Raw genomic sequence first — 24,527 nt, forward strand, 5'->3', positions numbered from 1 at the left:
CGGAGAACCCCAAAGCTTGCAATCACGCTTGCGCGATAGCGAAAGGATCGTCACCAGCGATCGTGCCGTGGAAGCGGTCCATGAACGCCTTTATTGCCGGATGGCTGGCCAGCTCGCCGTGATAGGCGAGATAGAACTGGACGCGGACGGGCGGCGCATCGAGGGGAATTTCGACGAGGTCGCTGCGCCGGACCGTCTCGACGAAATGGGTTGGGAGCAGCGCGAACCCGACGCCGGCGAGCACCGCCGCCAGGATGGACTCGAGCGTCGCGCCGCGGCCGGCGATCTGCAGCGGAAAGCTCTCCTCGAAGCCTCGGAACGTGTCGGCGCGGAAGCCGCGCGCGATATAGGGAATATCGCCGACCGGCTTGCCGCCGAGTCCATCCACGATGCGATCGTAATAGGGCGACTTGCGGCTCACGAACGGCCGGTGCTCCTCGGCGAACGCGGGAACGTACTGGATCTGCGGCAGCCAGGCAGGCGTTCCCGTCGTCCCGATGTCGAGGCGATGTTCGCGGACCAGGATGTCGACGGTGGGGCTTTCGTGAACGCTGACATTCACCAGCATTTCCGGATAGTCCCGGTGCATCTTCGACAACGCGTCCACGATGCCGGCGGCCGGGTTGGAGATGACGTTGTCGATGACGCCGAGATTGAACACGCCGGAGACGCTTTCGCGCGCCGCCTGCACTTCCTGCTCGAAGCCGTGCAGCCGCGACAGCAGATCCACCGTCGCCTGATAGATGTGCTCGCCCTGCGGCGTGAGCGCGAACCCGCCGCGTCCGCGGCGGCAAAGATGCACACCGATGCGTTCCTCGAGCGCGGAGAGATCGCGACTGACGGTCGACAGGCTGACGCCCAGCTTGCTGGCGGCACTGGAGACGCCACCATGCTCGACGACCGTCGCGAAGACGCGCAGTTGCCGGATATCGTATTTGGACACCGCGAACATGGACGGGACCTAATCCTTACTTGCGTCTCTACGCAAGTGAAGTGACAAAAATTCCGGTTCCCGCACTTCCTGGGGCTTTATAGGCTTCCGGCCCCGCCTTGCCGTTGCAGGGCTTGTCTCCGGTGGCCGTCGAAAAGAGATAACCATGATCCATAAGCTGCTGACTTTCGTGTTCCTGACAATACTCGGCGCGTCCGTGGCGCATGCCGACGAGACGCTCGACCGCATCAAGTCCAACGGCAAGATCACGGTGGCGACGGAAGCCGCCTTCAAGCCGTTCGAATATGTCGACAACGGCGAGATCGTCGGCTTCGGCTCCGATCTCCTGGCCGAAGTCGTGAAGGACCTCGATGTCGAGGTCGAGCAGCTGGACCTGCCCTTCCAGGGCATTCTCGCCGGTCTCGCGGCGGGCCAGTACGACCTCGTCGCCACCTCGGTCGCGATCAATCCGGAGCGGGCTAAGTCCTATGCCTTCTCACGCCCGTTCGCCGCGATCTCCAACGTCATCGTGGTGCCGGCCGGCGAGTCCGAGATCACTGCGATCGAGGCGCTGAACGGCCGTGTCGTCGGCACCCAGCTGGGCAGCTCGACAGAGGCTGTCGCCCGGCAGATCGACGAAGAGCTGAAGGCGGCCGGCGGCGACGGTTTCTCCGACCTGCGGCTGTTCCAGACCTTCCCTGACACCGCCTTCGCACTGCGTTCGGGCCAGATCGACGCCATCGTTATCAGCTCGGTCAGCGCGGGCGAGTTCATGGCGGCCTCGCCAGACAGCTTCAAGGTCGTCGCCGAATACGGCGACCCCGTCTATATTTCCTGGGTGACGCGTCTGGACAGCCGCGACCTGCTGGCGAGCGTCGATGCGACGATCAGCCGGCTGGCGGAAAGCGGCGAGCTTTACGCTATGCAGGAGAAGTGGGTGGGCATTCGCTCGGACAGCCCGGCAGACGGATATCTGCCGGAGGGTGCGGCCCAGACGAAGTAGACCGGCGAAGAGCTCCGCGGTTTGGATTACCTGGTAGACATTTTCGCGATCATCCCCCTGCTCGTTGACGGCCTGCTCATCACGCTGGCCGTCAGCCTGCTGGCGGCGGCCGGCGCGCTCATCCTGTCTCTCCCTCTCCTGGGGGCGCGCCGGTCGCAAAACAGGTGGCTTCGCTACGCGGCGACCACCTACATCGCCCTCATGCGGGGCCTCCCGATCGTCATCCTGGTTTTCCTGTTCTACTTCGGACTACCGGCGCTTCTCGGCCTCGGCCGGGTTTCCGCCTTCTGGGTCGGGGTGGTGGCGCTCGCCATGAACGGCGCCGCCTTCCTCGCCGAGATCTTCCGCGGCGCGATCCAGCGCATTCCCGACGGCCAGGCGGAAGCGGCGCGCGCGCTCGGGCTGAACAGGGCGCAGACCTGGCGTCTCGTCCTGATCCCGCAGGTCCTGCCGGTGGCGCTTCCCGCGATGGCCGGCGAGATCGGCTTCCTGGTCAAGGCCTCCCCCGTCCTGTCGCTCATCACGCTGGTCGACCTGACCCGCCGCTCTCAGCAGGTGGCGATGCAGACCTTCGACCCGCTGGCCCCGACACTTGCGGCGGCGCTGGTCTACTTCGTCGTCCTGTGGTCGATCGCCATGCTGTCGCGGTGGCTCGAACGGCGGCTCGAGCCGGTCACGGCGGGCGCATCGTGATCGAGCTTCTGCACAATCACGGTGGCGACATCCTGCGCGGCCTGTTCAACACGATCGCCATCGTCGCGATCGGCTTCGCCGCCGGCGCGATCGCCGGAACGGCGCTCGCCTTTCCGCTCGGCGCAAAACGGGCGGCCGTGCGGCTGCCGGTCCGGTGTTACGTGGAAGCGATCCGCAACACACCGTTCCTCATCCAGGCAATGCTTATCTTCGCGACGGTGGGCGTGTTCCGGCTGCGGATCGATCCGCAGCTCGCCGGCGTCTTGGCGGTCGCCATCTACACGTCCGCCTATATGGCCGAGATCATCCGCGGCGCCCTCAAGTCCGTGCCCGAAGGCCAGTGGGACGCGGCGGCCGCGCTGGGCCTCCGCTCGCTGAGACGTTTCCGTCTGATCATCCTGCCGCAATTGCTGCCCTTCGCGCTGCCGGCCTGCGTCAATCTCGTCGGCACGGTGGCCAAGGAATCCGCCTTCCTGTCCGCGGTGTCGGTCCCCGAACTCACTTTCGCCGGCCAGGTGGTCATTGCCCAGACATTCAAGGTCTTCGAGGTGTGGGCGATCATCGGCGGGCTCTATCTCGCCCTCGTACTCGTCATCCTCGCCATCGCGCGGCGCCTCGAAAGCCGCATGGCCTGGCTGCAGCCGGCCTGAACGGGAGAATTGTCCATGCCAATCGCCATCAATCCCCAGCGACTGCTCAAGGACCTGCATGACCTGCGTGCGATCGGCGCGTCCGGCAACGGCGTCATCCGCCCGGCATTTTCCGATACCGATATCGAAGCGCGCCAATGGCTTGCCGGGCGCATGCGCGACGCGGGTCTAGATCCCGCCTTCGATCCGGCCGGCAATCTGTTCGGCCTGCCGCCGGAGCCGGGCAAATGCCTGCTGATGGGGTCGCATTCGGACACGCAACCGGAGGGCGGCTGGCTTGACGGGGCCTATGGCGTCATCGCCGCGCTGGAAGTGTCCCGCGCCTCGCGCGAGGCCGGCGGCCCGCCCGTCGCCGTCGTTTCCTTCCAGGACGAGGAAGGCCGTTTTGGCGTCCTCACCGGAAGCCGCATCTGGGCCGGTGTCCTGCCACTCGCCGAAGCCGACGCCCTGGTCGACACAAGTGGGGTCACCTTCGTCGAGGCCCGCCGCCGGATGGAGCCTATGGTGACTGGCGATTTCCTGCCGGCCGACCGCTTCAGCGGCTTCGTCGAAGCCCATATCGAACAGGGTCCGGTGCTCGACCAGCAGGGCGAGTCCATCGGTGTCGTCGACGCCATTGTCGGCATCCGCACAGAACGGTTCCGGTTCACCGGCGCACAGAACCATGCCGGCACGACGCCGATGGCGATGCGGCGCGACGCCTTCCAGGGCCTGGCCGCATTCGTCAACGACCTGAATGCCCGGCTCACTGGCATCGTCACGCCGACCACGGTCTGGACCATCGGCCATGTCCGGCTTCATCCCAACGCGCCGTCGGTGATCCCCGGCGACGTCGAATTCACCGTGCAGTGGCGCGACGGCAGCGAGGCGCGGCTCGAGGCGATGACACAGACGATCCGCGACTGCGCCGCCGAGACCGCAGCCGCCCGCGGCCTGGGTCTGGAGAGATCGGATTTCTCCGCCCTCGCCCCGACCGCCATGGACGGTGGACTGATGAGCAATCTCAGTGGGGCGGCGGATCGCCTTGCACCGGGTAAGTGGCGGCGCATGCCCTCCGGTGCCCTGCACGATGCGGCGAACCTCGCGCGGCTGATGCCGACGGCGATGCTCTTCGTGCCGTCGATCGGGGGCATCAGCCACGACTTCGCGGAGGATACCGCCGAGGAGCATCTGGTCCTCGGCGTGCAGGTGCTCGCGGCAAGCCTGGAAGCCTAGAACAGGGCCTAGACGCCCTCGCCGGCAACCTCGAGCAGCAGCTTGCCGTTAACGGTGCGCGTCTCGAAGGCGCGGTGCAGCTCTCTGATTTCCCCGAAAGGGAAGCACCGGGCGATCGGTACGGAAAGCGTGCCTTCGCGGATAGCGGCGAGCACATGGTCCACGCCAGCCTGCCAGCGACCGGGCACGCGCATCGCATGGAGCACCTCGAACCCGGCAAGCGAGGTTGACCGCTCATAAAGCTTCGGCCGGATTTCGAAATCCGGGTAGCCGGCGGCCTCGCCGATATTGATGATGTGCCCGTAGGTCTTGAGGCAGTCGAAGCTGCGTGGCAGTACGTCGCCGCCAAGGGAGTCGATAACGAGATCGACACCGCGACCTTCCGTGAAATCGAGCGCGCGTTCCACGAAATCCTCACTTGACCTGTCGATCACCAGCGCCGCGCCTTTATCGCGTGCCGGCGCGTCCCGTCCCGGGCTCCCCACGGTGCCGATCACGGTCGCGCCGGCAGCGACCCCGAGCTGGGTGAGCGCAAGGCCGACCGCGCCACTGATCGAATGGACGAGAACGCATTCGCCGGCACGCACCGAATAGGCACTGTGCAGCAGATGGTAGGCCGTGAGGCAAACGACGGGGAACGAGGCCCCGATATCCAGCGGCATGTCATCGGGCAAGGGGATGACATAAGCGGCGCCGACCGCGCAGCGTTCCGCGTACCCCCCCAACATGGTCGGGCCGGTAATGGCGGCGACGCGCTGGCCGACCGCCATTCCTTCGACCCCCTCGCCCAGCGCCGCAACCCGGCCGGATACCTCCAGGCCGATGACCGCCGGATAGGAGAGCGGGTCGGGATAGACGCCGCGCCGCTTCTGCGTGTCGCCCCAGTTCGCCGCCGCATAGGCGACGTCGATCACGACCTCGCCCCTCCTTGGGGCGGGGTCGGGGATTTCGCGATAGACCAGCTGATCGATGTCGCCGGGGCTTTCGATCACTATCGCACGCATGGCGCCGCCCTCAGCTGCGGATGAGGGGCTGGTGCGCGCAGCGGAACGAGCCGCCGAGGCAGTAGACCTCGTCATAGGGTATGCGGATGATCTCGAAACGACGCTCCTTCAGCGCCGCGGCCAGCGCGTCCTGCGGCTCGCCCTCCGGCATCATCACCGTGCGGTCGTTGAGCACGAGATGGTTGCAGCCCATGTGGACCTTGGTGATCTCGAAGGGCACGTCGATCAGGTCCCAATCCTTGATGCAGTCGGGAACGCCGTCGGGAAGGCATTCGAGCGAGACGACCGCGACGCCCTCGCGCGGCGCCAGCATGACACAGTCGAGATGCGAGAAACGCGGATCGACGCGGACCATCTGCACATCGTAGTCCGGACCAAGCATATGCTGGAGCCAGCGCGCCCCTTCCGGATTGCTACAGTTGCCGGAATTGCCGACGAGCACGGTCTTGCCGAGCACCAGAATGTCGCCGCCTTCAAGATAGCCCCAGCCCGGCAGGCCCTCGTTGCTGTCGTCGGCGCCGGAATCCGGCTGGGCGAAGTAGCGCGCGCCGCGCTCCATCGTGGCGGCCAGCAGATGGCGGATGGCGAAGCGCTGGCGGCGATGGAACATCGAGCGCGGGGCGAGCTCGATGACGTTGTTGCCGATGGTGACGAAGGGATCTCGGAGCCAGCCGGTAAGCACGCCGTGGTTCTCCCCGCGGGGGAACTTCATGTTGGCGTCGCTCATCCTCGTGGGTAGGTGAATGCTTATGCCGAGGTCTTCCAGCCGCCGGATCGTGGTCTCGATCTGTTGCTGCCAGCGGGCGAAGTATTCCGGGTCCGCATCACGGACGTCGCGCTCCTGGTTCTCGTACCAGAACTGGCGGAAGGCGCCGGACGGCCGGACATCCGCGTCCTGGAGGAACTTGGGGAACACGAATTGGTCGTAACCGCCATAGACGCATTCCTTCAATTCACCCCACTCGGCGCGCACAAAGACCGGATCGGAACCGTCCGAGACTTTCTGCGCCGCAGCGCGCATCGCCTTTTCGTCGTACATGGAAGGAATCTCCGTGATGGGTATTCTGAGAACTGGAAACCGTCAGCGCGCTTCCCGGCGGTAGAACTTGCCGATCGCCGCGGGGGGCGTCGGCTTTCCGACGAGCCCCACGAGCGCGAGGATCGAAATCAGATACGGGAGCATCTGGAAGAACTCGTGCGGCACCTCCTGGTAGTTGAACTGAAGCCGCAGTTGCAGCGCGTCGAAGAAGCCGAACAGGAGGCAGGCTAGCAGCGCGCCAACTGGCGTCCAGCGCCCGAGGATGACCGCGGCGAGCGCGATGAAGCCCTTGCCCGCGCTCATGTGCTCGGAGAACAGGAAGACCTGGGACAGCACCAGATAGCAGCCGCCGAGAGCGGCGATCGCACCGGCGGCGATGACGCAGCCGTAGCGCACGCCGGCAACGGAGACCCCGGCGCTGTCGGCGGCCGACGGATTCTCGCCGACCGCCCTGACCTGAAGGCCCCACCGCGTGCGGTAGAAGAACAGGTGCACCAGGACCACGCACACGATCATCACATAGACGAGCAGATCCTGGCTGAAGATCGCCGGGCCGATGAGCGGTATCTCCGACAGATACGGCATTTCGAAGCGAAGGAACCCGGGCAGGCGCAACGTATTGGCCTGGGCGCCGAAGACCACGCGCGACAGGAAGGCGGTGATGCCGAGAACGAAGATGTTGATGGCGATGCCGGCGACGATCTGATTGACGCCGAAAGTGACGCCGAGCACTGCGAGGCATGTGCCCGCGAGCGCTCCGAACAACATGCCGACGGCGATGCCGGCAAAGGGATCGTTAAACATGAAGGCACCGACGGCGGCGCCGAACGCGCCGGCCAGAAGCTTGCCCTCAAGCGCGATGTTGAAGACCCCGCTGCGCTCCGAGAGGACGCCCGCGAGCGCGGCGAAAGCCAGCGGCACCGACAGCCGGAGCGACGTCGACAGGAAGTCGCTGAGCAGATTGAGGTTGAAGAAACTCTCCATGACGCGCCCCTAGCTTTCAGGCTCGCTGGCCAGATCATTGTCGAGCGCCTGACGGCGCCGCATCGCCCCGGCGAAGGCGGACGCGCGGTAGCGCACCGCCAGGCTGACGGCGACGAAGAGGATGACGAGACCCTGGATCGCCTCGACCACCGTCGTCTCGATCCCGACCGCGCGCTGCATGATGTTGGCTCCCGACCGCAGACCGGCGATGAAGACCGCCGACAGCACCGCGTAGAGCGGATGGAGATTGGCGAGGAAGGCGACAACGATGCCGTCGTAGCCGTAGCCCTGGCTGAAGGCGTGGAAGAGCCGATAGCGATGGCCCAGCACCTCGAAGGTGCCGGCAAGGCCCGCGAGCGCGCCGGCGACCAGGAACGAAATGATGATGTGCCTGCGCACGGACATGCCGGCGTAGAGGGCCGCGCGCGGATTGTTGCCGACGGTCTGGAGGGAGAAGCCGACCCAGCTGTTGCGAAACACGAAGAACATGATCAGCGCCAGCGCCAGGCCGACCAGAACCCCCATATGCGCGTCGGTACTCGGCAGGATCTTCGGTAGGAAGACGCCCGTGGGGATCTCCTCCGAATACGGATAGGGCGCGCCCTTTTCCATCATCGGCCCGGACACGACGAAGCTGACGAGATGCAACGCCACGAAGTTCAGCAGCAGCGTGACGATGATCTCGTTGATGTTGCGGTAGGTCTTGAGCAGCGCCGGTATCAGCGCCCACAGCGCGCCGCCAACAGCACCGGCAAGCGTGCACAAGAGGATATGCAACGGCCCCGGAATGCCGGGCACGTAGAGTGCCACGGCGGTCGCGAACAGGGCCCCGATATAGATCTGGCCTTCGGCACCGATATTGAACAGGCCGGCGCGTAGCGGCAGGATGACGGCAAGCCCGGCCAGAAGCAGCGGCGTTGTCTTGACCAGGGTGCTAGCGATACCCCAGTAGTCCAGGAACGCGCCATGGAAGAGCGTCGCATAGGCTTCGATGGGGTTCTTTCCGGTCATCGCAATCAGGCCCGATCCGACGATCAGGGCCGCGAGGACGGCAAAGACGCTCTTGAAGAAGATCAGCGAGTTCACGAACCGTTGCACTGTCAGGCCACCTCCGCCACGCCGCCCATTAGCAGGCCGATCTTTTCCGGGGTCGCCTCCGCGGCCGACAGGGTTCCCGTGATACGGCCGCGGAACATCACGCCGACACGGTCGCAGACATGGAGCAGATGCTCGAGCTCGGTGGAAATGTAGAGCACCGCGGCGCCGCGCTCGGCCTGGCCGAGGATCTGCTTCTGCACGAATTCGATCGCGCCGACATCGAGTCCCTTGGTCGGCTGGGCGACGATGAGCAGCTTGGGCTCGGTGTCGATCTCGCGAGCGAGAATGATCTTCTGCTGATTGCCGCCGGACAGGTCGGCGACTATCTGCTGCAGGGACTGGAAACGCACGTCGAAGGCTTTGACGAGCCGCGCGGCGTGCGACCCGATGGCCTTGCGGTCCATCAGACCGTAGTGCTGGAACGGTGCGCAATTGTAGCGGCGCAGAATGGTGTTGCGGGCGATCGTCTCCGACAGGACGAGCCCGTCACGCTGCCGATCCTCCGGTACGTAGGCGATGCCGAACTCGCGCGATCGCTGTGCGACGCTGGCATCGGCGATCGAACGCCCGTCCACGTGTATGTCTCCGGCATCTTTTGGGCGCAGCCCGGTAATGACCTCGGCCAGCTCGGCCTGACCGTTTCCGTCGACACCGGCGATGCCGAATACCTCACCCGCCCTGACCTCGAGCGAGACACCGTCCAGGGCCATCAGGCCGCGCTCGTTTCGCGCGCTCAGACCGTCCACGGATAGGACCGTATCGCCGATGTCGTGCTTGGTGCGCGACACCTGGAAGACCACCTGGCGGCCGACCATCGCCGTGGCCAGCGACCGCGCATCGGTTTCGGCGGTGTCGATTTCCTCGACGCACCGGCCGTGCCGCATGATCGTCACGCGGTCGGAGACCTCCATCACCTCGTCGAGCTTGTGGGTGATGAAGATGATCGTCTTCCCGGCCTTCCTGATCTGGTCGAGCTGCAGAATCAGGCCGCGCGTCTCGCTGGGAGTGAGAACGCTGGTCGGCTCGTCGAGGATAAGAACGTCGACCTCGCGATACAGCAGCTTGAGGATCTCGACGCGCTGCTGCATGCCGACCGGAAGCTTCGACACGGGCACGTCTGGATCGATTTCGAATCCGAATCTGTCGGCCAGATCGACCAGCTTGCGCGATGCCTGTGCCAGATTCAGGATGGCGCCGTCGTCGCGCGATCCGAGCACGACATTCTCGATGACGGTCAGCGGCCCCACCAGCTTGAAGTGCTGATGGACCATGCCGATCCCCGCCTCGAGAGCGTGGCGAGGGCTTGCGAAGGACACCTCCTTGCCGTCAAGCAGGATCCGCCCGGTGTCCGGCTTGTAGAGGCCGAACAGCACGTTCATCAGCGTGCTCTTGCCCGCGCCATTCTCACCGAGAATGGCGTGCACGCTGCCAGGACGGATATGCAGATTGACGTCGTCGTTCGCCTTCAGCTGGCCGAACGTCTTGGTGATGCCCTCAAGCGACAGCTTGTATTCTGCCACGGTCGAATCCTCCCGGAATCGCCGGTTGAGCGACGAGACGGCGATAGCGCCGGGCACGGCCGCGCCGTGCCCGGCTGTCTAGATCACGGCTGGAAGGTGCCGGCTTTCATCTTCTCGATGAGCGCGTCGGCTTCGGCGCGGACATCGGCGGGAACGGCTTCGCTGATGGTCCCCATGTGCCCCTCGGGGCTGCCGAGGTTGAAGCGGAAGTCGGCACGCTCCAGCTTGCCGTCCTTGGCCATGGCGATGGCCGTGGCGGTCGCGGAGGCGAAGTCGAGTACGGTGGAAGCGAGGTTCGCCTTGGGCGAGGACTTACCCAGGTCGGTGATGACGCCTGTCACCCAGATGTCCTTTTCCTCTGCCGCCTGCACGACCCCGACGATGCCGTTGTCGAGATACGGCAACACGACGTCGGCGCCCTGGTTGATCAGGTTGAGGGTCGCTTCCTTGGCCTTGGCGACGTCATCCCAATCGTCGGTATAGGTGATGGTCACCTCGCCCGACGCGCCGGCATCCTTCCAGCCCTTGCGGAAGCCTTCGGCGATGTCGACGAACGCCTTGATCTCCTGACCGGCGATGAGCCCACCATTGCCGGTCTTCGACATCTTGCCCCCGATGAAGCCGAGGATGTAGCCGAACTGCGGATTGTTGTAGTTGATCGTGGCGACGTTCTCGGTGGGCGAGCCGTTGATCACGACGACCAGCGTGTCGTCGAACTGGCGGGAGACGCGGGTCGCCGCGGCCGTGAACTCGCCGCCGGCGCCGATGACGACCGGGTAGCCGCGGCGGGCGTAGTCGGACATCGCCTCGGCCTGGTCGGCCTGCTTGACCTTCTCGGAGAAGGCGACCTCGATGCCGAGGTCGGCCTTGGCCTTCATCAGCCCCTCGTAGACGACCTGGTTGAAGGCCTGGTCAGTGATGGAACCGGGCAGGACCGCCGCGGCCTTGAATTCCGATGCCACGGACGGCGCGCTGAAGATCGACATCGCAACCACTGCGGTGGCGGCGAAGAAACTGCGTCTGGTCGAATTCATGGTCTTGCTCCCTGGAATGGCGTGAGGCGAAACGAAAATTCTCGACAGTTTTCTTCTGTTCTTTGGTCACGCGGGGTTGCGAAACTCCCTGCGCAACGACTCCGTCACGGTTGCGACGAATTCCTCGACAAGCAGCTTTCCCTTCTCCGCCGTCGCCAGCTTTCCCGAGGAAAGGGCACCGGAGGTCGGCACCCAATCGGGGTTGCCGGGGAACATGTCGTAGGGCGGGAATTCGGGAAGCGGCTCGTCCTTCACCCGGTCCAAGTGTACGAGATCCGGGTAGCAGTAGAGCATCATCGCGGTTTCGAGGATGCCGCCATGCTCGAGGTCTAGGCCAGGATAATCGCCCCCGGCATAGACCTTCTCCATGGTCTCGTCGCTGATCTTCTCGGCGTAGATCATCTTCAGGATCCGGGCATCCTCGATGCCGGCCCACTGAAGTTCCCGAATGGCGAGGAAACACGCCTCGTCGAGGTAGAAGCGGTTCTCGAAATGCCCGTCGATCACAGCGATCTTCCGCGCGCCGTGACGGGCCAGTTCCTTGACCACGTCCTTGACCAGATTGATTAGGGTGCCGCCGTCTAGATTGGTCGTCCCGCACTGATGGGCGCCGCCGCCGGTACGCACCTGCGAGCGATAACCGTAGGAAATTGGGGCGGCGACAATTCCGTTGACGTTCTCGGCCGCGCGGCGGGCCATGTAGGTGGCCATCATCCAATCGGTGCCGAGAGGCAGGTGGTGACCGTGCTGCTCTACCGCGCCGACCGGCAGCAGGACGATGGCGTCGTCACGGATCCGCCGCTGATATTCGTCCCAGCTCAACTCCGACATCATGATCGACATCAGCGAGCACTCCCCCTGTTTTCTTTTGTGGTGACGTCCACCGTCCGCCGACAGCCTGCGCCACTAACCACACATCTTGACACTCGATTTATCTCCGAAAAATATTAAAGTTATCGAATTTACATCGACAAACATTAAACTAAGGCAAAACCGCATGTTGAGGACGCAGAATTTCGGCCAGAGCGACCTTCGCTTGCTGCGTGTCTTCATGACGGTCGTGGAGAGCGGCGGCTTCACCCCGGCACAGATCATGATGAATATTGGCCAGTCGACGATCAGCGCGCATATGGCTGCGCTGGAAGAACGGCTGAACATGCGGTTGTGCGAACGCGGCCGCGGAGGCTTTCGGGTGACACCGGAGGGCCGAGAGGTCTACGAGGCGGCGCAGAGACTGTTTCGCTCAATCGATTCCTTCAGTTCCGAAGTCAACGCGTTGTGCGGCCGGCTTTCCGGCGAGATTCAAATTGGCATGGTGGACAGCATCGTGACCAATCCGCGTTTTCCGCTCAGCGCCGCCATCGCCCGGTTCGAGGAGCGCCAGGGCGACGTCAAGATCTACCTGCACATCGCAGCACCGGCCACGATCGAACGCGACGTGTTCGAAGGCCGTTTCGACCTCGGTATCGGCGGCTATACCCAGCAATTGTCGGGGATCGACTACGTCCGCCTCGTAAACGAGCAACAGTCCCTCTATTGCGGCCGCGGTCACCCCCTTTTCGACGTGCGGCCCGACAAGGTTCGCCTCGAGGACATCGTCGAATGCCGCCTGGTGAAACGGCCCTACGTGCCGGATGAGCTGTTGCCGGAGATCGGCTCCATGCAGCCGGCGGCGCTGACGGAATTCATGGAGGCCGTCGCGTTTCTCGTCCTCTCGGGCGACTATATCGGCTACCTGCCCGAACACTTCGCCCGACAGTGGGTGGAAAGCGGCCGGCTGCGTCCGCTGATGTCAGAACGCCTGCGCTTCAACTCGACGCTCGAACTGATCTCGCGCAAGAGCGAGCGCCAGTCGCTCGCTGTCCGGCATTTCCGCAACGACCTGATCCAGGTCTTCAGCGAGATCCCCGATACGCTCGTCGCTCAGCCGGCGAGCCCGACGTCGCGGCGACGCAACTGAAACAGGCGGCCGTATCCCTCGATCACATCGTCGATACCGGCGCGGCGCAGGCAATCCCACATCATCGCCTGGTTGGAGACGATGACCGGCTTGCCGATCCTCGCCTCCAGGGCACCGACGATGTCGAGGCTGCGCAGTGCGCCGCAACAGATGAACAGCGCATCCGCGTCGGGCCGGTCGAGGCTGGCGCCGAACTCGAGCAGGAATTCCGGCTCGACCGTATCGATCTCCTGGTTGGTGCGGAGGTTCAGGCCCTGAATGTCCAGGATCTCGAAGTCCTTGGAGCGCAGGAAGGCGCGGACATGGGCATTGACCTCGTCGAGATACGGCGTGCCGACGACGATCCGCTTCGCCTCGACGGCCCGCAGCGCGCGCACGACCCCGGTCATCACGGTGGTTGGCTCGGCCTCCGACTTCGCCCGCTTCAACGCGGCCATCACCGGCTCCTCGCCGATCACCATCACCCCGCAATTGCAGGTGAAACAGCAGGCGTCCAGGTCGTCGTCCGGCAGCAGTAGCCGGGCGGCGCCTTCGATGCCGCCTTCCATCTGCCGCAGCGTGTCCAGCGTCGCGTCGTTCGACATCGGCACGCGCGAGAAATGCACACCGACGCCGGGCGGCGCGAGCTTGTAGACGTCGTCCTCGACCGTCTGCTCCATCGCAAGCACCACGAAACCGAGCTTGGCGCGGTGATGGCGGCCGTTGTCGAAGCGGACCTGATAGGGCTTCGAGGTAACGGGTTCCAGGGTCTCGTTCATCCCAATCCCTCCCATGCGGTCTCTCTAGCCGCCAGTCTTCGGCAGCGGCATCGTCGACAGTGGCTGATCGTAAAACGGGACCTTGCAGACGCGTGGCGAATAGGTGCCCGCCGCCTGACAAGAAAGCGTGTGGTCGGCGATCTCGCCTAGGGTCGCGAACCAGACATCGTCGCGTTCGCGGAACCTCTCCAGCATCTTCTCGATATGGTGCCAACGGGTCAGCCTTCCCGTCAGGAAGGGATGCCAGACCGGTATCCACATGCCCCCATGCGCGTAATGTGCTTCGAACTCGTCCGTGTAGTTTGCGATCGCCTCGCGCGGTGCCCGCACCGGCATCGCGTAGTCGAGCTCCGGCGTCTGGGCGTACTGAGGATAATCGTCCGTGCCCCAATGGGTCGGCAGTTCGACCAGTCGCCCCTTCGGCGTATCCAGCAGATAGGGGATGTCGTCGCCCATCAGCGAGGAATCGTAGGCGAAGCCGGCCTCGACGAGGAGCTCACCGGATGCTGGAGAAAAGGAATACATCGGTGCGCGCCAGCCCCGGGGGCGCGTGCCGGCGACCCGTTCCAGGATGGCCGCGCTGCGGGCCAGCAGATAGGCCTCCGCATCGCGCGACAGATCGTAGGAATGCTCGTGGATATAGCTGTGGAGCGCGACCTCGTGTCCCGCTTCCGCGATCGCTTCGACAGCCCCGGGATGAGTCTCGGCGCACCATGCCGGAATGAAGAAGGTCTGCCGGATTTCGAGCCGCCGATAGGTCTCGAGAATACGCGGGATCGCGATCTCCGGCCCGTAGCGCAGCATCGAAGTCGCCGACACCAGCTTCGGCGCGCGCGCCGGGTCCGCGATATGCACGAGGCTGTCGGCATCCATGTCGAAGGTGACGGCGACAGCACATTTCTTGCCGTCCGGCCAGGTGATGGGGTTGGCGATCATCTGCGTCCTCCCTTGGCACCGGCGGATCGTCTACCCGGCGCGCAGCTGCCGTTCGTGGAAGATGTAGCCGAGGAAATTCATCAAGACCTGGGCGGCAAGGATCGATGTGACGCCCGAGGGATCGTAGGCCGGGGCGACCTCGACCAGGTCGATCCCGACCACGTCGCCACGCTTGCTGAGCCCCTGCAGGAACTCCATGACTTCCCAGTACAGGAAGCCGCCATGGCTCGGCGTGCCGGTGCCGGGCGCGATGGACGGATCGAAGCCGTCTATGTCGATCGTGACGTAGTAGCGCGCCCCTTCGGGAACGAGATCCAGCATTCCCCGGGTGCCAAGCGCGCGGCACTGGCGAACCGAGCGGATCTGCGAGCCTCGCCTGCGCGCTTCCTCGTAGCCTTCCCGCGCCGTCGAAGAGACGTTGCGGATTCCAAGCTGGGTCAGCCCGGTAACATGTGTCTGTTCGGCGGCACGCCGCATCGGATTCCCATGGCCTTCGCTGACACCGTGACGGACATCGACGAAATCGAGATGCGCGTCGATCTGGACGATATGGATCGGGTCCTCGTCGGCGAAGGCGCGGACACAGGGGATGTTGATCGCGTGGTCTCCGCCGAGCACGACCGGCATGGCGCCGCTGGCGAGGATCTTGCGCACCGCAAGCTCGGTGTTGCGATGGCTCGATACCGTATCGGTGTGGACGATATCGGCATCGCCTACATCGACGATCCGGACGCGGTCGGCGGGCAGGTAGACAACGTCGTCCTCGTGATCGTAGGCACCGCCATGACCGAAGGAGAACAACGTGGACGCGTCACGGATGGCGCGCGGGCCGAACCGGCTTCCCGGTCTGTACTGGGTTCCCATGTCGTAGGGAACACCGAGCACCGCGACATCGGCCTCGATCCTGTCCCAGTCGAGGCAGACAGGGCTCTTGGCGAAGGTGCAATGGCCGACGAAGGGAAGATTCAGCCGCCCGCTATCATAGGTGTTCATGTGCTGGAGCCCCGATCGCAAAGAACACGGGATTCATAGCAGCACGGTTCAGCTTCAAAAAATATCAATCCGTCAAATGATGCATCGACAACGGTCGATCAATGCGGTCGGCCACAAGCTATTACGGCCAATGCTGTCGACCGACCACCTTGGCGTCGCCAAGCAAGGCAGGATCCGACAACAACTCCCGACCGGAACGATGTCGCCACAGCGGTTTGACCGCTACACCCCCGTCCGAGGCGCTCCATGTCAACGATGCGATCCCTGTCGGGGAAGGCGCCGGGCTAGTTGTGCCGCTGCGCCTTCAGCATCGCTACGACGCGATCCGCCATGGCCACACACCGCATCCCATCGAACGGAAATATCGTGCCGAACCCGCCGTGAACCTGCTGTTCCAGTGTTGCCCGCAGTCGGCGGCGCGCGCGGAAGAGACGGGTCTTCACGGTGATCGGGTTGAGTGAGAGATCGTGCGCGATGTCGCGGATCGCCATCCCCTCGACTTCATACAGCAGGAACGGCAGCCGCAGATCCGACGGCAGATCCGCAACCGCTGCTTCCAGGACACCGCGCATCTGGGACCGACCGAGGGACGCCTCAGGCGAGTCCGCCTGCTGCCCCGGGAAACTGATGATGCGGCTGCTGTCCTCTTCGTTCACGGTGTCGTACCCCTCTTGAGGGCGCGCGCGTCGCACCCGCATCAGTGCGGTATTGATCGCGATCCGGGTGACCCAGGTGGAAAATCGCGCGCGGCCGCGAAACTCGTCCAGCCGGGTGAAGGCCGCGAGATAGGCGTCCTGCACCACCTCTTCGGCTTCGGCATCGCTGGGCAGGATCCCTCGCGCGACGCGAAACAGGCGCGGATTAAGCCGACGGATCAGTTCACGGATCGCGGCGTCGTCGCGGGCGCGGGCTGCAGCGACCAGCGCTTCCTCCGGTGTATCCGGCCCGGCCCTTGGTTCGGCGGATGGTTTCGTGGCGGTCGTCATTGGGATCCGTCTTCTCCGATCCGGACGCGGGAAAGAATGGCGTCCACCGACGGCAATGCCGCGAGCTTTTCGGGCATCATGTCGTCGGTCTCTTCGCTCAAGCCCTCCCACTCCGCGGCGCCTGGACGGCCCACGACGATGCGGCCGACCATCGCGGCCATCTCATGCGGAATACAGTAGTAGTCGTAGACGCCGGGAACGGTCAGCGTGACCTGGAAGCTCTCCCCGGGCAACAGAAAGCCGCTGTCCCAGGGCTCCGCCGCCGCCGGAATTCGGCGGGGCCTGCCGTAGAGGTCCGGATGATAGGTCGTGGCCGTATGACTGTTCCCGGAATCGCGGTTGACGAAGCGCAGCGTGGTGCCGGGGGCAACCGCCAGACCGCGTGGCGCGAACCATATCCGTTCCCCGCGGGCGGTGCCGACCATCTCGACCTCTCCGATCGGGGATGCCGGAATCGAGCGCGGCAGGGCGAGGGTGGCGACCGCGCCACCCCCCAGTGCCAGTACCTGTCGTCGGGTCCGGCTCATTTCGCGAGCCGGCCCTTGGCGCCTTCGTCGTGATACAGCACGACATGGGCATGGGGCTCGTCCACGCCGGGATGTCCGGCGTTGTAATAGACGTCCACGCCGCGGACCGCATGCGAACCGATCCCGAGATCGTCAAAGGATTTTCCGTTCTCCAGCGCCTCGAGCGGCGTCATGTAGACCGTGGCGGAGAGCTTGCCGTCGTGGTCATAGGCCAGGAACGGTCCGGCGGGCAGCGTATCGGGATTGACGAACAGCGTGCCGAGACCGGGGATGAACTCGGGAAGGGGCAACGCGTCGCTGACTCGGATATAGGGCTCGCCCGGCGGGGCCTGAACAAGCGCCGTATCGTCTTGTGCGATCGCGACGGTCGAAGTCGCGGCAAAAAGGGCGGCGGCGAGCGCAAGAGAGGTTTTCACGTCGTGTTCCTTTCCGTTTCACATCGGCGCCGTAACAACGGCACCCGATCCCTTTGATGCGGATCGGCAGGAAAGGTTCGCGAGGCGGGAAGTTTTATTTGTCGCGGCTAAGGCCGCCGGGCGGTTGGCACAAGGTCCAGGGAGCGACCGCCCGGATGCCGCTATTTCGTTGGCTTCAGGATCGCGAAATCGCACCCCTCATCGGCCTGCAGCACCTGCTCGGCGTAGAGACGGTCATAGCCCCGCAGCGTTTCCGGGTCGCGCAGGGTCGGTGAAAACGCCGCGCGGCGCCGTGCGAGCTCGACCTCGTCGACCAGCAGGTCGATGCTCCGGTTCGCGACCGACAGGCGGATCCGGTCGCCCGTGCGCACGAGGCCAAGTGGCCCGCCTTGCGCCGCTTCGGGCGTCACATGCAGCACGATGGTGCCAAAAGCGGTGCCGGACATTCGGGCATCGGATATGCGGACCATATCTTTCACCCCCTTCGACGACAGCTTTCTGGGGATTGGCAGGTAGCCGGCTTCCGGCATGCCGGAGGCGCTGGTCGGGCCGGCGTTCTGCAGCACCATAAAATCGTCCGCCGTGATGTCGAGCTCGGGATCGTCCACGCGGTTGGCGAGATCCTCCAGCGAAGAGAAGACGACCGCCCTCCCCTCCTTCTCGAAAAGCGTCGGGTCGGCGGCCGACCGTTTCAGGATCGCACCGCGCGGCGCCAGAGATCCGAACAGGGCGACGAGCCCGCCTTGCGGCTCCAGCGGTTCGGCGGCGCTGGCGATCACCTTGCGATCCACCGGGTCGGCCGGCGCGTCCAGACGCTCGCCGAGCGTTTCTCCGGTCACCGTCAGGCAGTCGAGGTTCAGCAGCGGCTTCAGCTCACGCAGCACCGCGCCGAGGCCGCCGGCGAAGAAGAAGTCCTCCATGTAGTGCGAGCCGACCGGCTTGAGGTTCACCAGCACGGGCGTGGTGTCGGACAGTTCGTTGAGCCAGGTCAGCGGAATATCGATCCCGAGGCGGCCGGCGACCGCCGTCAGATGGATGATCGCGTTGGTCGACCCGCCGAGCGCCAGGAGGACGCGCAAGGCGTTCTCGACCGACTTCCGGGTGATCACCTGGCTCGGCCTGACGGGATCGGCGAGCAGGCGGACCGCTGCCGCACCGGTCGCCTCGGCCGCCCGCAGCCGGTCGGCATGAACGGCGGGAATGGCCGCGGTGCCCGGCAGCGACATGCCCAGCGCCTCGGCAAGGCAGGCCATCGTCGAGGCGGTGCCCATCACCGCGCATGTTCCGGCGGTGGTGGCGAGCCGCATTTCGATCTTGCCGATTTCCTCGCCGTCGATTTCGTCGGCACGGTACTTGGCCCAGAAGCGTCGGCAGTCCGTGCAGGCGCCAAGCCTTTCCTCGCCATAACGCGATGTCATCATCGGGCCGGCGACCAGCTGGATCGCCGGCAGGTCGGCGGAGGCCGCCCCCATCAGCTGAGCGGGCACCGTCTTGTCGCAGCCGCCCATCAGCACCACCGCGTCCATCGGCTGGGCGCGGATCATCTCCTCCGTGTCGATCGACATGAGGTTGCGGAACTTCAGGCTCGTCGGATTGAGGAACACCTCGCCCAGCGAGATGGTCGGGAACTCGACCGGCAAGGCGCCGGCCGCCAGCACCCCACGCTTGACCGCCTCCAGCATCTCCGGAAAGTGCCGATGGCAGTTGTTGAAGCCGGACGGCGTATAGGCGATGCCGACGATCTTCTTTGAAAGCATCTCGCGGGAGTAGCCCATGGAGCTGGCGAAGGACTTGCGCAGATAGAGCGAAAAGTCGCGGTCGCCGTAATTGGTCAGCCCGCGCGCAAACCCGTGGTCTTCGGTATCGGACATGGGGTGGTGCCGGTCCTCAGAGCTTCATCTTGACGTATTTCGGCTCGAGGTAGTCGTGGATACCCAGTGATCCGCCTTCCCGCCCCATGCCGCTTTCCTTGATGCCGCCGAACGGCGCTTCCGCAGTCGCCAGCAGCATCTCGTTGACGCCCACCATGCCGACCTCCAGGTCTTCCGACGCGCGCGTCGCGTTGCCGAGATTGCTGGTGAACACGTAGCCGGCGAGGCCGAACGGCAGGGAATTCGCCCGCCTGATCACATCATCGTACTCGGTGAACGTCGCCAGCGGGGCGATCGGCCCGAACGGCTCCTCGTTCATCACCAGGGCGTCGTCCGGCACGCGGCCGAGAACGGTCGGCTCAAAGTAGAAGCCACGATTGAACTCGCTCGGCACGTTGCCGCCGGCCAGCACATCGGCGCCCTTGTCGACGGCATCGGCGACCATCGTCTTGATCGTGTCGAGCCCGCGCGCATTGGCCATCGGACCCATCTGGACCCCCTCGTCGAGGCCCCTGCCGAGCTTGATCGACCTGGCCACTTCCGCGAATTTCGCGGCGAAGGCTTCGTAGCTGTTTTCGTGCACGTAGAAGCGCGTTGGCGATATGCAGACCTGACCGCAGTTGCGGAACTTGGTCGCAGCGCATACGGCCGCCGCCTGTTCCGCATCGGCATCGTCGAAGACGATGACCGGACCGTGGCCGCCGAGTTCCATCGACACCTTCTTCACGCCGTCGGCGGCCAGGTGCAGGATCTGCTTGCCGACCGGCACCGAACCGGTCACCGAGACCTTGCGCACCACCGGCGAAGAAATCAGGTGCCTGGCGATCATGCTGGAATTGCCGGTGACGAAATTCACGACGCCCGCGGGAATGCCCGCGTCGTGGCAGGCCTGGACGATCGCGCCGCAGGAACCCGGCGCCTCGCTGGCCGGCTTGACGATCACCGAGCAGCCGGCTGCAAGGGCCGCGGCAATCTTGCGGGCCGGCAGGAGCGCCGGGAAATTCCACGCCGAAAACGCCGCGACGACCCCGACCGGCTGGTAGATCACCGAAAGGCGGGACTCGGCGGTGCGCGACCCGATGATCTGACCGTAAATGCGCTTGGTCTCTTCCGAGTACCATTCGAACTGATCGGCGGCGCCGTTGGTCTCGCCGACCGCTTCGGCCAGCGGTTTGCCGGTCTCGATCGACATGACCCGGGCGATCGTATCGACACGCTCACGGATCAGGTCGGCGACGCGTCGGATCTTCGCCGCACGGTCCCAGGTCCCGGTCCGGCGCCAGATCTCAAAACCTTGTGCGGCCGCGGAGAGCGCGCGAGCGAGGTCGTCCGGGCCGGCGTCGGCGATCTTGCCGATTTCCTCCTCGGTCGCCGGGTCGAAAACCTGTTTCGTCGCGCCGTTCATCGCCGCCGCCCACGCCCCGCCGATGTAAAGCTCGAAGTCCTGATACACGGGCAATCCTCTCGTCAGATATTCTGTCTCAGATAACGGTCCTGGACGTCGGCGACCCAGTTGCCGACGTTCCACGACCCGTACGCGCCCATGCCGCCAATCTCGTCCGTGCCGCCATAGACCGGTACGTGCACGAGCGACAGGCCGTCATGGGACGCAGCGTCCTCGAGCGCGGCGCGAAGGCTGTCGGCATCGTATCCGGCGAACACCGCCTTGACGCCGTCGACCGAGGAAGCGAGCTGCACGTAGTCGACCGGTACGCCGTCATTGGTGCGGAACTCGTTGCCGTATTGCGCATGCTGCAGACCGGTGATCGCGGCCATGCGCCGATTGTCGAACAGCACGACCATGCCTTTGACGCCGTGCTCTATGCCGTCGATCAGGATCTGCGGGTTCATCATGAACGAGCCGTCGCCTGTGAACGCAATGCCGTAGCGCGGTTCGTTGGCCGCGGCGGAGGCCAGCAAGGCGGAAACCGCGAAGCCCATATAGGACGCGCCGGTTTCGGTGTAGGTGTCGCCAGGCCGGTCGTCCTCGACGATCTGGAAGCCGTTGGCCTGAACGTCGCCGGCGTCGAAGAACTTGGTGGCATCGCGGGCCTTGGCGAAATCGGCGACGATCTTGATGGCGGCGGGCTGGGTCAGGACCGTGCGCTCCCAGACCTCGTCCATTTGCGGCGGGGCGGCGAAGCGGGCGTGCTTGAACGCCTCCCACTCACGCTTCTTCTCTCCGCACGCCTCAAGCCACCCTGCCGTGGCCGCCGGGTCGACGGCGTTCGATGTGGCGATCTCCTCCAGCAACTGGCCGATGACCGCCGAGATATCGCCGGGCAGGCCCGTCGTGTTGGCGTAGTGCATGAGGTCGGACAGGTCGCCGTTGATGTTCACGACAGCCCTGGCATTGGGGTAGCCGACGCCAGAGCAATCGGCCTGGCAAACCGCGCGCGTGCCTATGGCAATCAACAGGTCAGCGTTCTCCATGGCATAGTTGCCGGAGATCGAGCCCTTCGAACCGCCGACATGCATGTTGTGGGGATCGCCGTCGGCGAGGACCCCGGTCGAACCGGGGGACAGGACCACCGCCGCGCCGATGCGCTCAGCGAGCCGGCGAACCGCCTCGGCGTGGCTGCGCGTGCCGCCGCCGGCCTTGATGACCGGCCGTTCGGCAGCCGCGATCCGCGTCACCGCCTCGGCGAAGACCGCCTTCGACTGCGGCGCCATCGGCGCCACCGTCGTCCGGCCCGGCAGCGTGCCGAGGTTCACCTCGGTCATCTGCGGCTGCGTGTTGAGCGGCAACAGCAGGTAGAACGGGCCGGCCTTGAAGGGATGGTGCACGCAGGCGGTCCCGCGGCGCAGGCAGTCGCGCAGCGCGCCGGGCGTGTGCAGCACATAGGACTGACCCATGATCGCGGTGATCTGTCCGAACAGCCCCTGCTGTTCCTTCGGGATCTGCTGCATGTTGTAGCCTTCGCCCTGCGTCGTCTCGTCACCATAGATGTGATAGACGCCGACACCGTTCGACGAGGCCGCCAGCGATCCGGCCATCGCCTGGAGGGCGCCCGGACCGATCGAGGTGATGGCAGCACAGGTATCGCCGTACTGCCAGGCGAGCGCGGTGGCCGCATGGGCCATCTCAACCTCGTTGCGGCAGTTGATGGTCCGCGTGACGCCCTCGTCCTCGTAGACGCGCAGCACCTCGCCGAGATCCGTCGAGCCGTGCCCGAAGATCGCGAAGTACTTGCGCACCCCCTGCTTCAACAGCCCGAGCACCAGCCCTTCGGACAGACTCACCTCGACGATGCGGTCGAGCGCGCCCGACGCGATCGCCTCGTCCAGACCGCCCGCTTGCCGAATGACGCGCGCGCGCCGGCGCATGGCTTCGCTCAGTTCGGTTTCAGGTCTGCGCTCCAGCATCGCTCAGACAGCCTCTTCCTGCTGTTGTTGCTTGGTTTTCAGCTTTTCCGCCCGCGCCTCGCGCGCCTGCCCGACGAAGTGCAGGGCGATGACACCGATGGCCATCAGATAGAAGATGACGGCCGTCACGGAGGAGAAGAACGTGGTCATGTCGCCTTCCGACAAGATGATCGCCGTACGGAATTCGCGCTCCAGGGTCGGGCCAAGGACGAGGCCGAGCACGACCGGCGTGAGCGGAATGCGCGCCCGCATCAGGCCATAGGCCAGCACGCCCAGGATGCCCATCGTGTAGACATCGAAGACCGAATTGCGGATCGCATAGGCGCCGAAGCCGCACATGACGATGATCGCGACTGCGAGCAGGTGCGCCGGCACACGCAGGATCTGCACGAAAAACCGGATCCCGAGCAATTGGATGGCCAACACCGCGAGATAGGCGACGATGATGGTGATGTAGATCGCGTAGATATCGCCGGTGTGCTGGATGAACAGCATCGGGCCCGGCACGAGGCCATGGATGAGAAGTCCCGACAGGACCAGCGCCGTTGCCGGGTCGCCGGGAATGCCGAGGGAGAGAAGCGGGATCATCGCCCCGCCGGTCACGGCGTTGTTTGCGGTCTCCGGTGCCACGACGCCGGCCAGTGCGCCCTTGCCGAAGCGCTCTCTGTCCTTGGACGAGCGCCTGGCGTGGGCGTAGGCCAGAAACGCGGCAATCGGCCCGCCGGTTCCCGGAACCGCTCCAATGCCGGTGCCGATAAACGCGCACCGCACCATCAGCCAGAAATTTTCCTTCAGAGTCCGGAGGCTGGGCAGTTCGACGCTCACGTCGGAGGCACCCACGGCACTCTTTTCGCTATGGTAGTAGTCAGCGAATGCCGCGATTACATGGGGAACGGCGAAGAGCGCAATCATCGCGACGATCAGGTTCACACCCTGCTGCAGGGTGATCGTGCCGAACGTCAGTCGCTGTACGCCTTCCATCTCGTCCAGGCCGATGGTCATCAGCATCAGGCCGATCACACCGGCGATCAGGCCGCGGACAAGCGATTTTTCCGAAAGGCCGCAGATCGTGGACAGGCCGAACAGGACGAGCGCAAAGATCTCAACCGGTCCGAAATGCAGGGCTATCCTGGCCACCACGTCGACCGAAACGATCATCACGACCAGGCTGACGAGACCGCCGAAGCACGACACGATGACCGCCGTGCCGAGGGCCAGCGATGCCTTGCCGCGCTTGGTGAGCTGATAGCCGTCAATCACCGTGGCAGCAGACGATGGCGTACCGGGGATCCCGAGCAGGATTGCCGAGACCGAGCCGCCGGTCATTCCGCCGATATAGGTGCCGAGCAGCAATCCTATCGCCGGCGTAGCCGCGAGTGAGAACGTGACCGGCAGAACGAGCGCCAGCGCCACCGTGAAGGTCAGCCCAGGGATCGATCCGAAGACAAGACCGACGAAAGTCCCCACGACGACGGCCACGATGGCGTCGGGCGCGAGAGCGACGGTGAGGGCGGAATACAAGACGTCCATTTGACGATACCGA

23 protein-coding genes are annotated in these 24,527 nt (G+C 64.9%); 5 read left to right on the plus strand and 18 right to left on the minus strand.

The genetic code is table 11. The features are described from left to right. Window positions 1–22 precede the first annotated feature (22 nt). Window positions 23–952 carry a LysR family transcriptional regulator gene (locus MUB46_RS18635; protein ID WP_261617464.1) on the minus strand — a complete coding sequence of 310 codons (930 nt, stop codon included), beginning with the start codon at window positions 950–952 and terminating at the stop codon, window positions 23–25. A 145-nt stretch (window positions 953–1,097) separates the two neighbouring features. On the opposite strand from MUB46_RS18635, the gene MUB46_RS18640 reads away from it, so the two are divergent. Genes MUB46_RS18640 through MUB46_RS18655 form a run of 4 tightly spaced genes read left to right on the plus strand, consistent with a single transcriptional unit; the run spans window position 1,098 to window position 4,492 of the window. Further along, the gene (locus tag MUB46_RS18640; protein WP_261617465.1) at window positions 1,098–1,934 is read left to right on the plus strand and encodes a transporter substrate-binding domain-containing protein; all 837 of its coding nucleotides are present in this window, start codon (window positions 1,098–1,100) and stop codon (window positions 1,932–1,934) included. Window positions 1,935–1,955: 21 nt separating this feature from the next. Beyond that, window positions 1,956–2,627, plus strand: a complete 672-nt coding sequence (locus tag MUB46_RS18645; protein ID WP_261617466.1) for an amino acid ABC transporter permease — start codon at window positions 1,956–1,958, stop codon at window positions 2,625–2,627. Beyond that, window positions 2,624–3,277 carry an amino acid ABC transporter permease gene (locus tag MUB46_RS18650; protein ID WP_261617467.1) on the plus strand — a complete coding sequence of 218 codons (654 nt, stop codon included), beginning with the start codon at window positions 2,624–2,626 and terminating at the stop codon, window positions 3,275–3,277. The genes MUB46_RS18645 and MUB46_RS18650 overlap by 4 nt, the downstream gene beginning before the upstream one ends. A gap of 15 nt (window positions 3,278–3,292) precedes the next feature. Further along, window positions 3,293–4,492: a hydantoinase/carbamoylase family amidase gene (locus tag MUB46_RS18655; RefSeq protein WP_261617468.1), complete on the plus strand. Its 1,200-nt coding sequence runs from the start codon at window positions 3,293–3,295 to the stop codon at window positions 4,490–4,492. A gap of 8 nt (window positions 4,493–4,500) precedes the next feature. On the opposite strand, the gene MUB46_RS18660 is transcribed toward MUB46_RS18655, so the two are convergent. From MUB46_RS18660 to MUB46_RS18690, 7 genes are all read right to left on the minus strand, one after another. Continuing rightward, window positions 4,501–5,406 (minus strand): quinone oxidoreductase family protein, encoded by a 906-nt coding sequence (locus MUB46_RS18660; protein ID WP_261617469.1) that lies wholly within the window; start codon window positions 5,404–5,406, stop codon window positions 4,501–4,503. A 100-nt stretch (window positions 5,407–5,506) separates the two neighbouring features. Continuing rightward, window positions 5,507–6,535: a dimethylarginine dimethylaminohydrolase family protein gene (locus MUB46_RS18665; RefSeq protein WP_261617470.1), complete on the minus strand. Its 1,029-nt coding sequence runs from the start codon at window positions 6,533–6,535 to the stop codon at window positions 5,507–5,509. 42 nt (window positions 6,536–6,577) lie between these two features. Then, a complete protein-coding gene (locus MUB46_RS18670; protein ID WP_261617471.1) occupies window positions 6,578–7,519 on the minus strand; it encodes an ABC transporter permease in 942 nt (313 codons plus the stop codon). 9 nt (window positions 7,520–7,528) lie between these two features. Further along, the gene (locus MUB46_RS18675) at window positions 7,529–8,617 is read right to left on the minus strand and encodes an ABC transporter permease (RefSeq protein ID WP_261617472.1); all 1,089 of its coding nucleotides are present in this window, start codon (window positions 8,615–8,617) and stop codon (window positions 7,529–7,531) included. A 2-nt stretch (window positions 8,618–8,619) separates the two neighbouring features. After that, window positions 8,620–10,137, minus strand: coding sequence for an ABC transporter ATP-binding protein (locus MUB46_RS18680; RefSeq protein WP_261617473.1), 1,518 nt, complete (start codon window positions 10,135–10,137; stop codon window positions 8,620–8,622). Between the two features lie 83 nt (window positions 10,138–10,220). Continuing rightward, window positions 10,221–11,171, minus strand: coding sequence for a BMP family protein (locus tag MUB46_RS18685; RefSeq protein WP_261617474.1), 951 nt, complete (start codon window positions 11,169–11,171; stop codon window positions 10,221–10,223). 66 nt (window positions 11,172–11,237) lie between these two features. Beyond that, window positions 11,238–12,014 (minus strand): creatininase, encoded by a 777-nt coding sequence (locus MUB46_RS18690; protein WP_261617475.1) that lies wholly within the window; start codon window positions 12,012–12,014, stop codon window positions 11,238–11,240. Window positions 12,015–12,090: 76 nt separating this feature from the next. On the opposite strand from MUB46_RS18690, the gene MUB46_RS18695 reads away from it, so the two are divergent. Beyond that, window positions 12,091–13,131: a LysR family transcriptional regulator gene (locus MUB46_RS18695; RefSeq protein WP_261617476.1), complete on the plus strand. Its 1,041-nt coding sequence runs from the start codon at window positions 12,091–12,093 to the stop codon at window positions 13,129–13,131. On the opposite strand, the gene MUB46_RS18700 is transcribed toward MUB46_RS18695, so the two are convergent. From MUB46_RS18700 to MUB46_RS18745, 10 genes are all read right to left on the minus strand, one after another. After that, window positions 13,095–13,889, minus strand: coding sequence for a maleate cis-trans isomerase family protein (locus tag MUB46_RS18700; RefSeq protein ID WP_261617477.1), 795 nt, complete (start codon window positions 13,887–13,889; stop codon window positions 13,095–13,097). The two genes, MUB46_RS18695 and MUB46_RS18700, sit on opposite strands and share 37 nt — an antisense overlap. Before the next feature lie 24 nt (window positions 13,890–13,913). Next, entirely contained in the window at window positions 13,914–14,825 is a 912-nt protein-coding gene (locus tag MUB46_RS18705) for a polysaccharide deacetylase family protein (RefSeq protein WP_261617478.1), read from the minus strand. Between the two features lie 30 nt (window positions 14,826–14,855). Then, window positions 14,856–15,818 (minus strand): agmatinase, encoded by a 963-nt coding sequence (gene speB, locus MUB46_RS18710; RefSeq protein ID WP_261617479.1) that lies wholly within the window; start codon window positions 15,816–15,818, stop codon window positions 14,856–14,858. Between the two features lie 284 nt (window positions 15,819–16,102). After that, entirely contained in the window at window positions 16,103–16,804 is a 702-nt protein-coding gene (locus tag MUB46_RS18715; protein ID WP_261617480.1) for an RNA polymerase sigma factor, read from the minus strand. Further along, on the minus strand, window positions 16,801–17,331 hold the full coding sequence (locus tag MUB46_RS18720) for a cupredoxin domain-containing protein (protein ID WP_261617481.1): 531 nt from the start codon (window positions 17,329–17,331) through the stop codon (window positions 16,801–16,803). Before MUB46_RS18720 ends, MUB46_RS18715 begins: the two co-directional genes overlap by 4 nt. After that, window positions 17,328–17,747 carry a hypothetical protein gene (locus tag MUB46_RS18725; RefSeq protein WP_261617482.1) on the minus strand — a complete coding sequence of 140 codons (420 nt, stop codon included), beginning with the start codon at window positions 17,745–17,747 and terminating at the stop codon, window positions 17,328–17,330. Before MUB46_RS18725 ends, MUB46_RS18720 begins: the two co-directional genes overlap by 4 nt. Window positions 17,748–17,908: 161 nt before the next feature. Next, window positions 17,909–19,618, minus strand: coding sequence for a dihydroxy-acid dehydratase (locus MUB46_RS18730; RefSeq protein ID WP_261617483.1), 1,710 nt, complete (start codon window positions 19,616–19,618; stop codon window positions 17,909–17,911). A gap of 16 nt (window positions 19,619–19,634) precedes the next feature. Continuing rightward, the gene (locus MUB46_RS18735) at window positions 19,635–21,071 is read right to left on the minus strand and encodes an NAD-dependent succinate-semialdehyde dehydrogenase (protein ID WP_261617484.1); all 1,437 of its coding nucleotides are present in this window, start codon (window positions 21,069–21,071) and stop codon (window positions 19,635–19,637) included. A gap of 14 nt (window positions 21,072–21,085) precedes the next feature. Then, window positions 21,086–22,984: a thiamine pyrophosphate-dependent enzyme gene (locus tag MUB46_RS18740; protein WP_261617485.1), complete on the minus strand. Its 1,899-nt coding sequence runs from the start codon at window positions 22,982–22,984 to the stop codon at window positions 21,086–21,088. A 3-nt stretch (window positions 22,985–22,987) separates the two neighbouring features. Then, complete coding sequence (locus MUB46_RS18745; RefSeq protein ID WP_261617486.1) at window positions 22,988–24,514, minus strand: tripartite tricarboxylate transporter permease; 1,527 nt, start codon at window positions 24,512–24,514, stop codon at window positions 22,988–22,990. Window positions 24,515–24,527 lie beyond the last annotated feature (13 nt).

It is taken from the genome of Microbaculum marinisediminis (genome assembly GCF_025397915.1).
In the GTDB taxonomy this organism is placed as follows: Bacteria; Pseudomonadota; Alphaproteobacteria; order Rhizobiales; family Tepidamorphaceae; genus Microbaculum; species Microbaculum marinisediminis.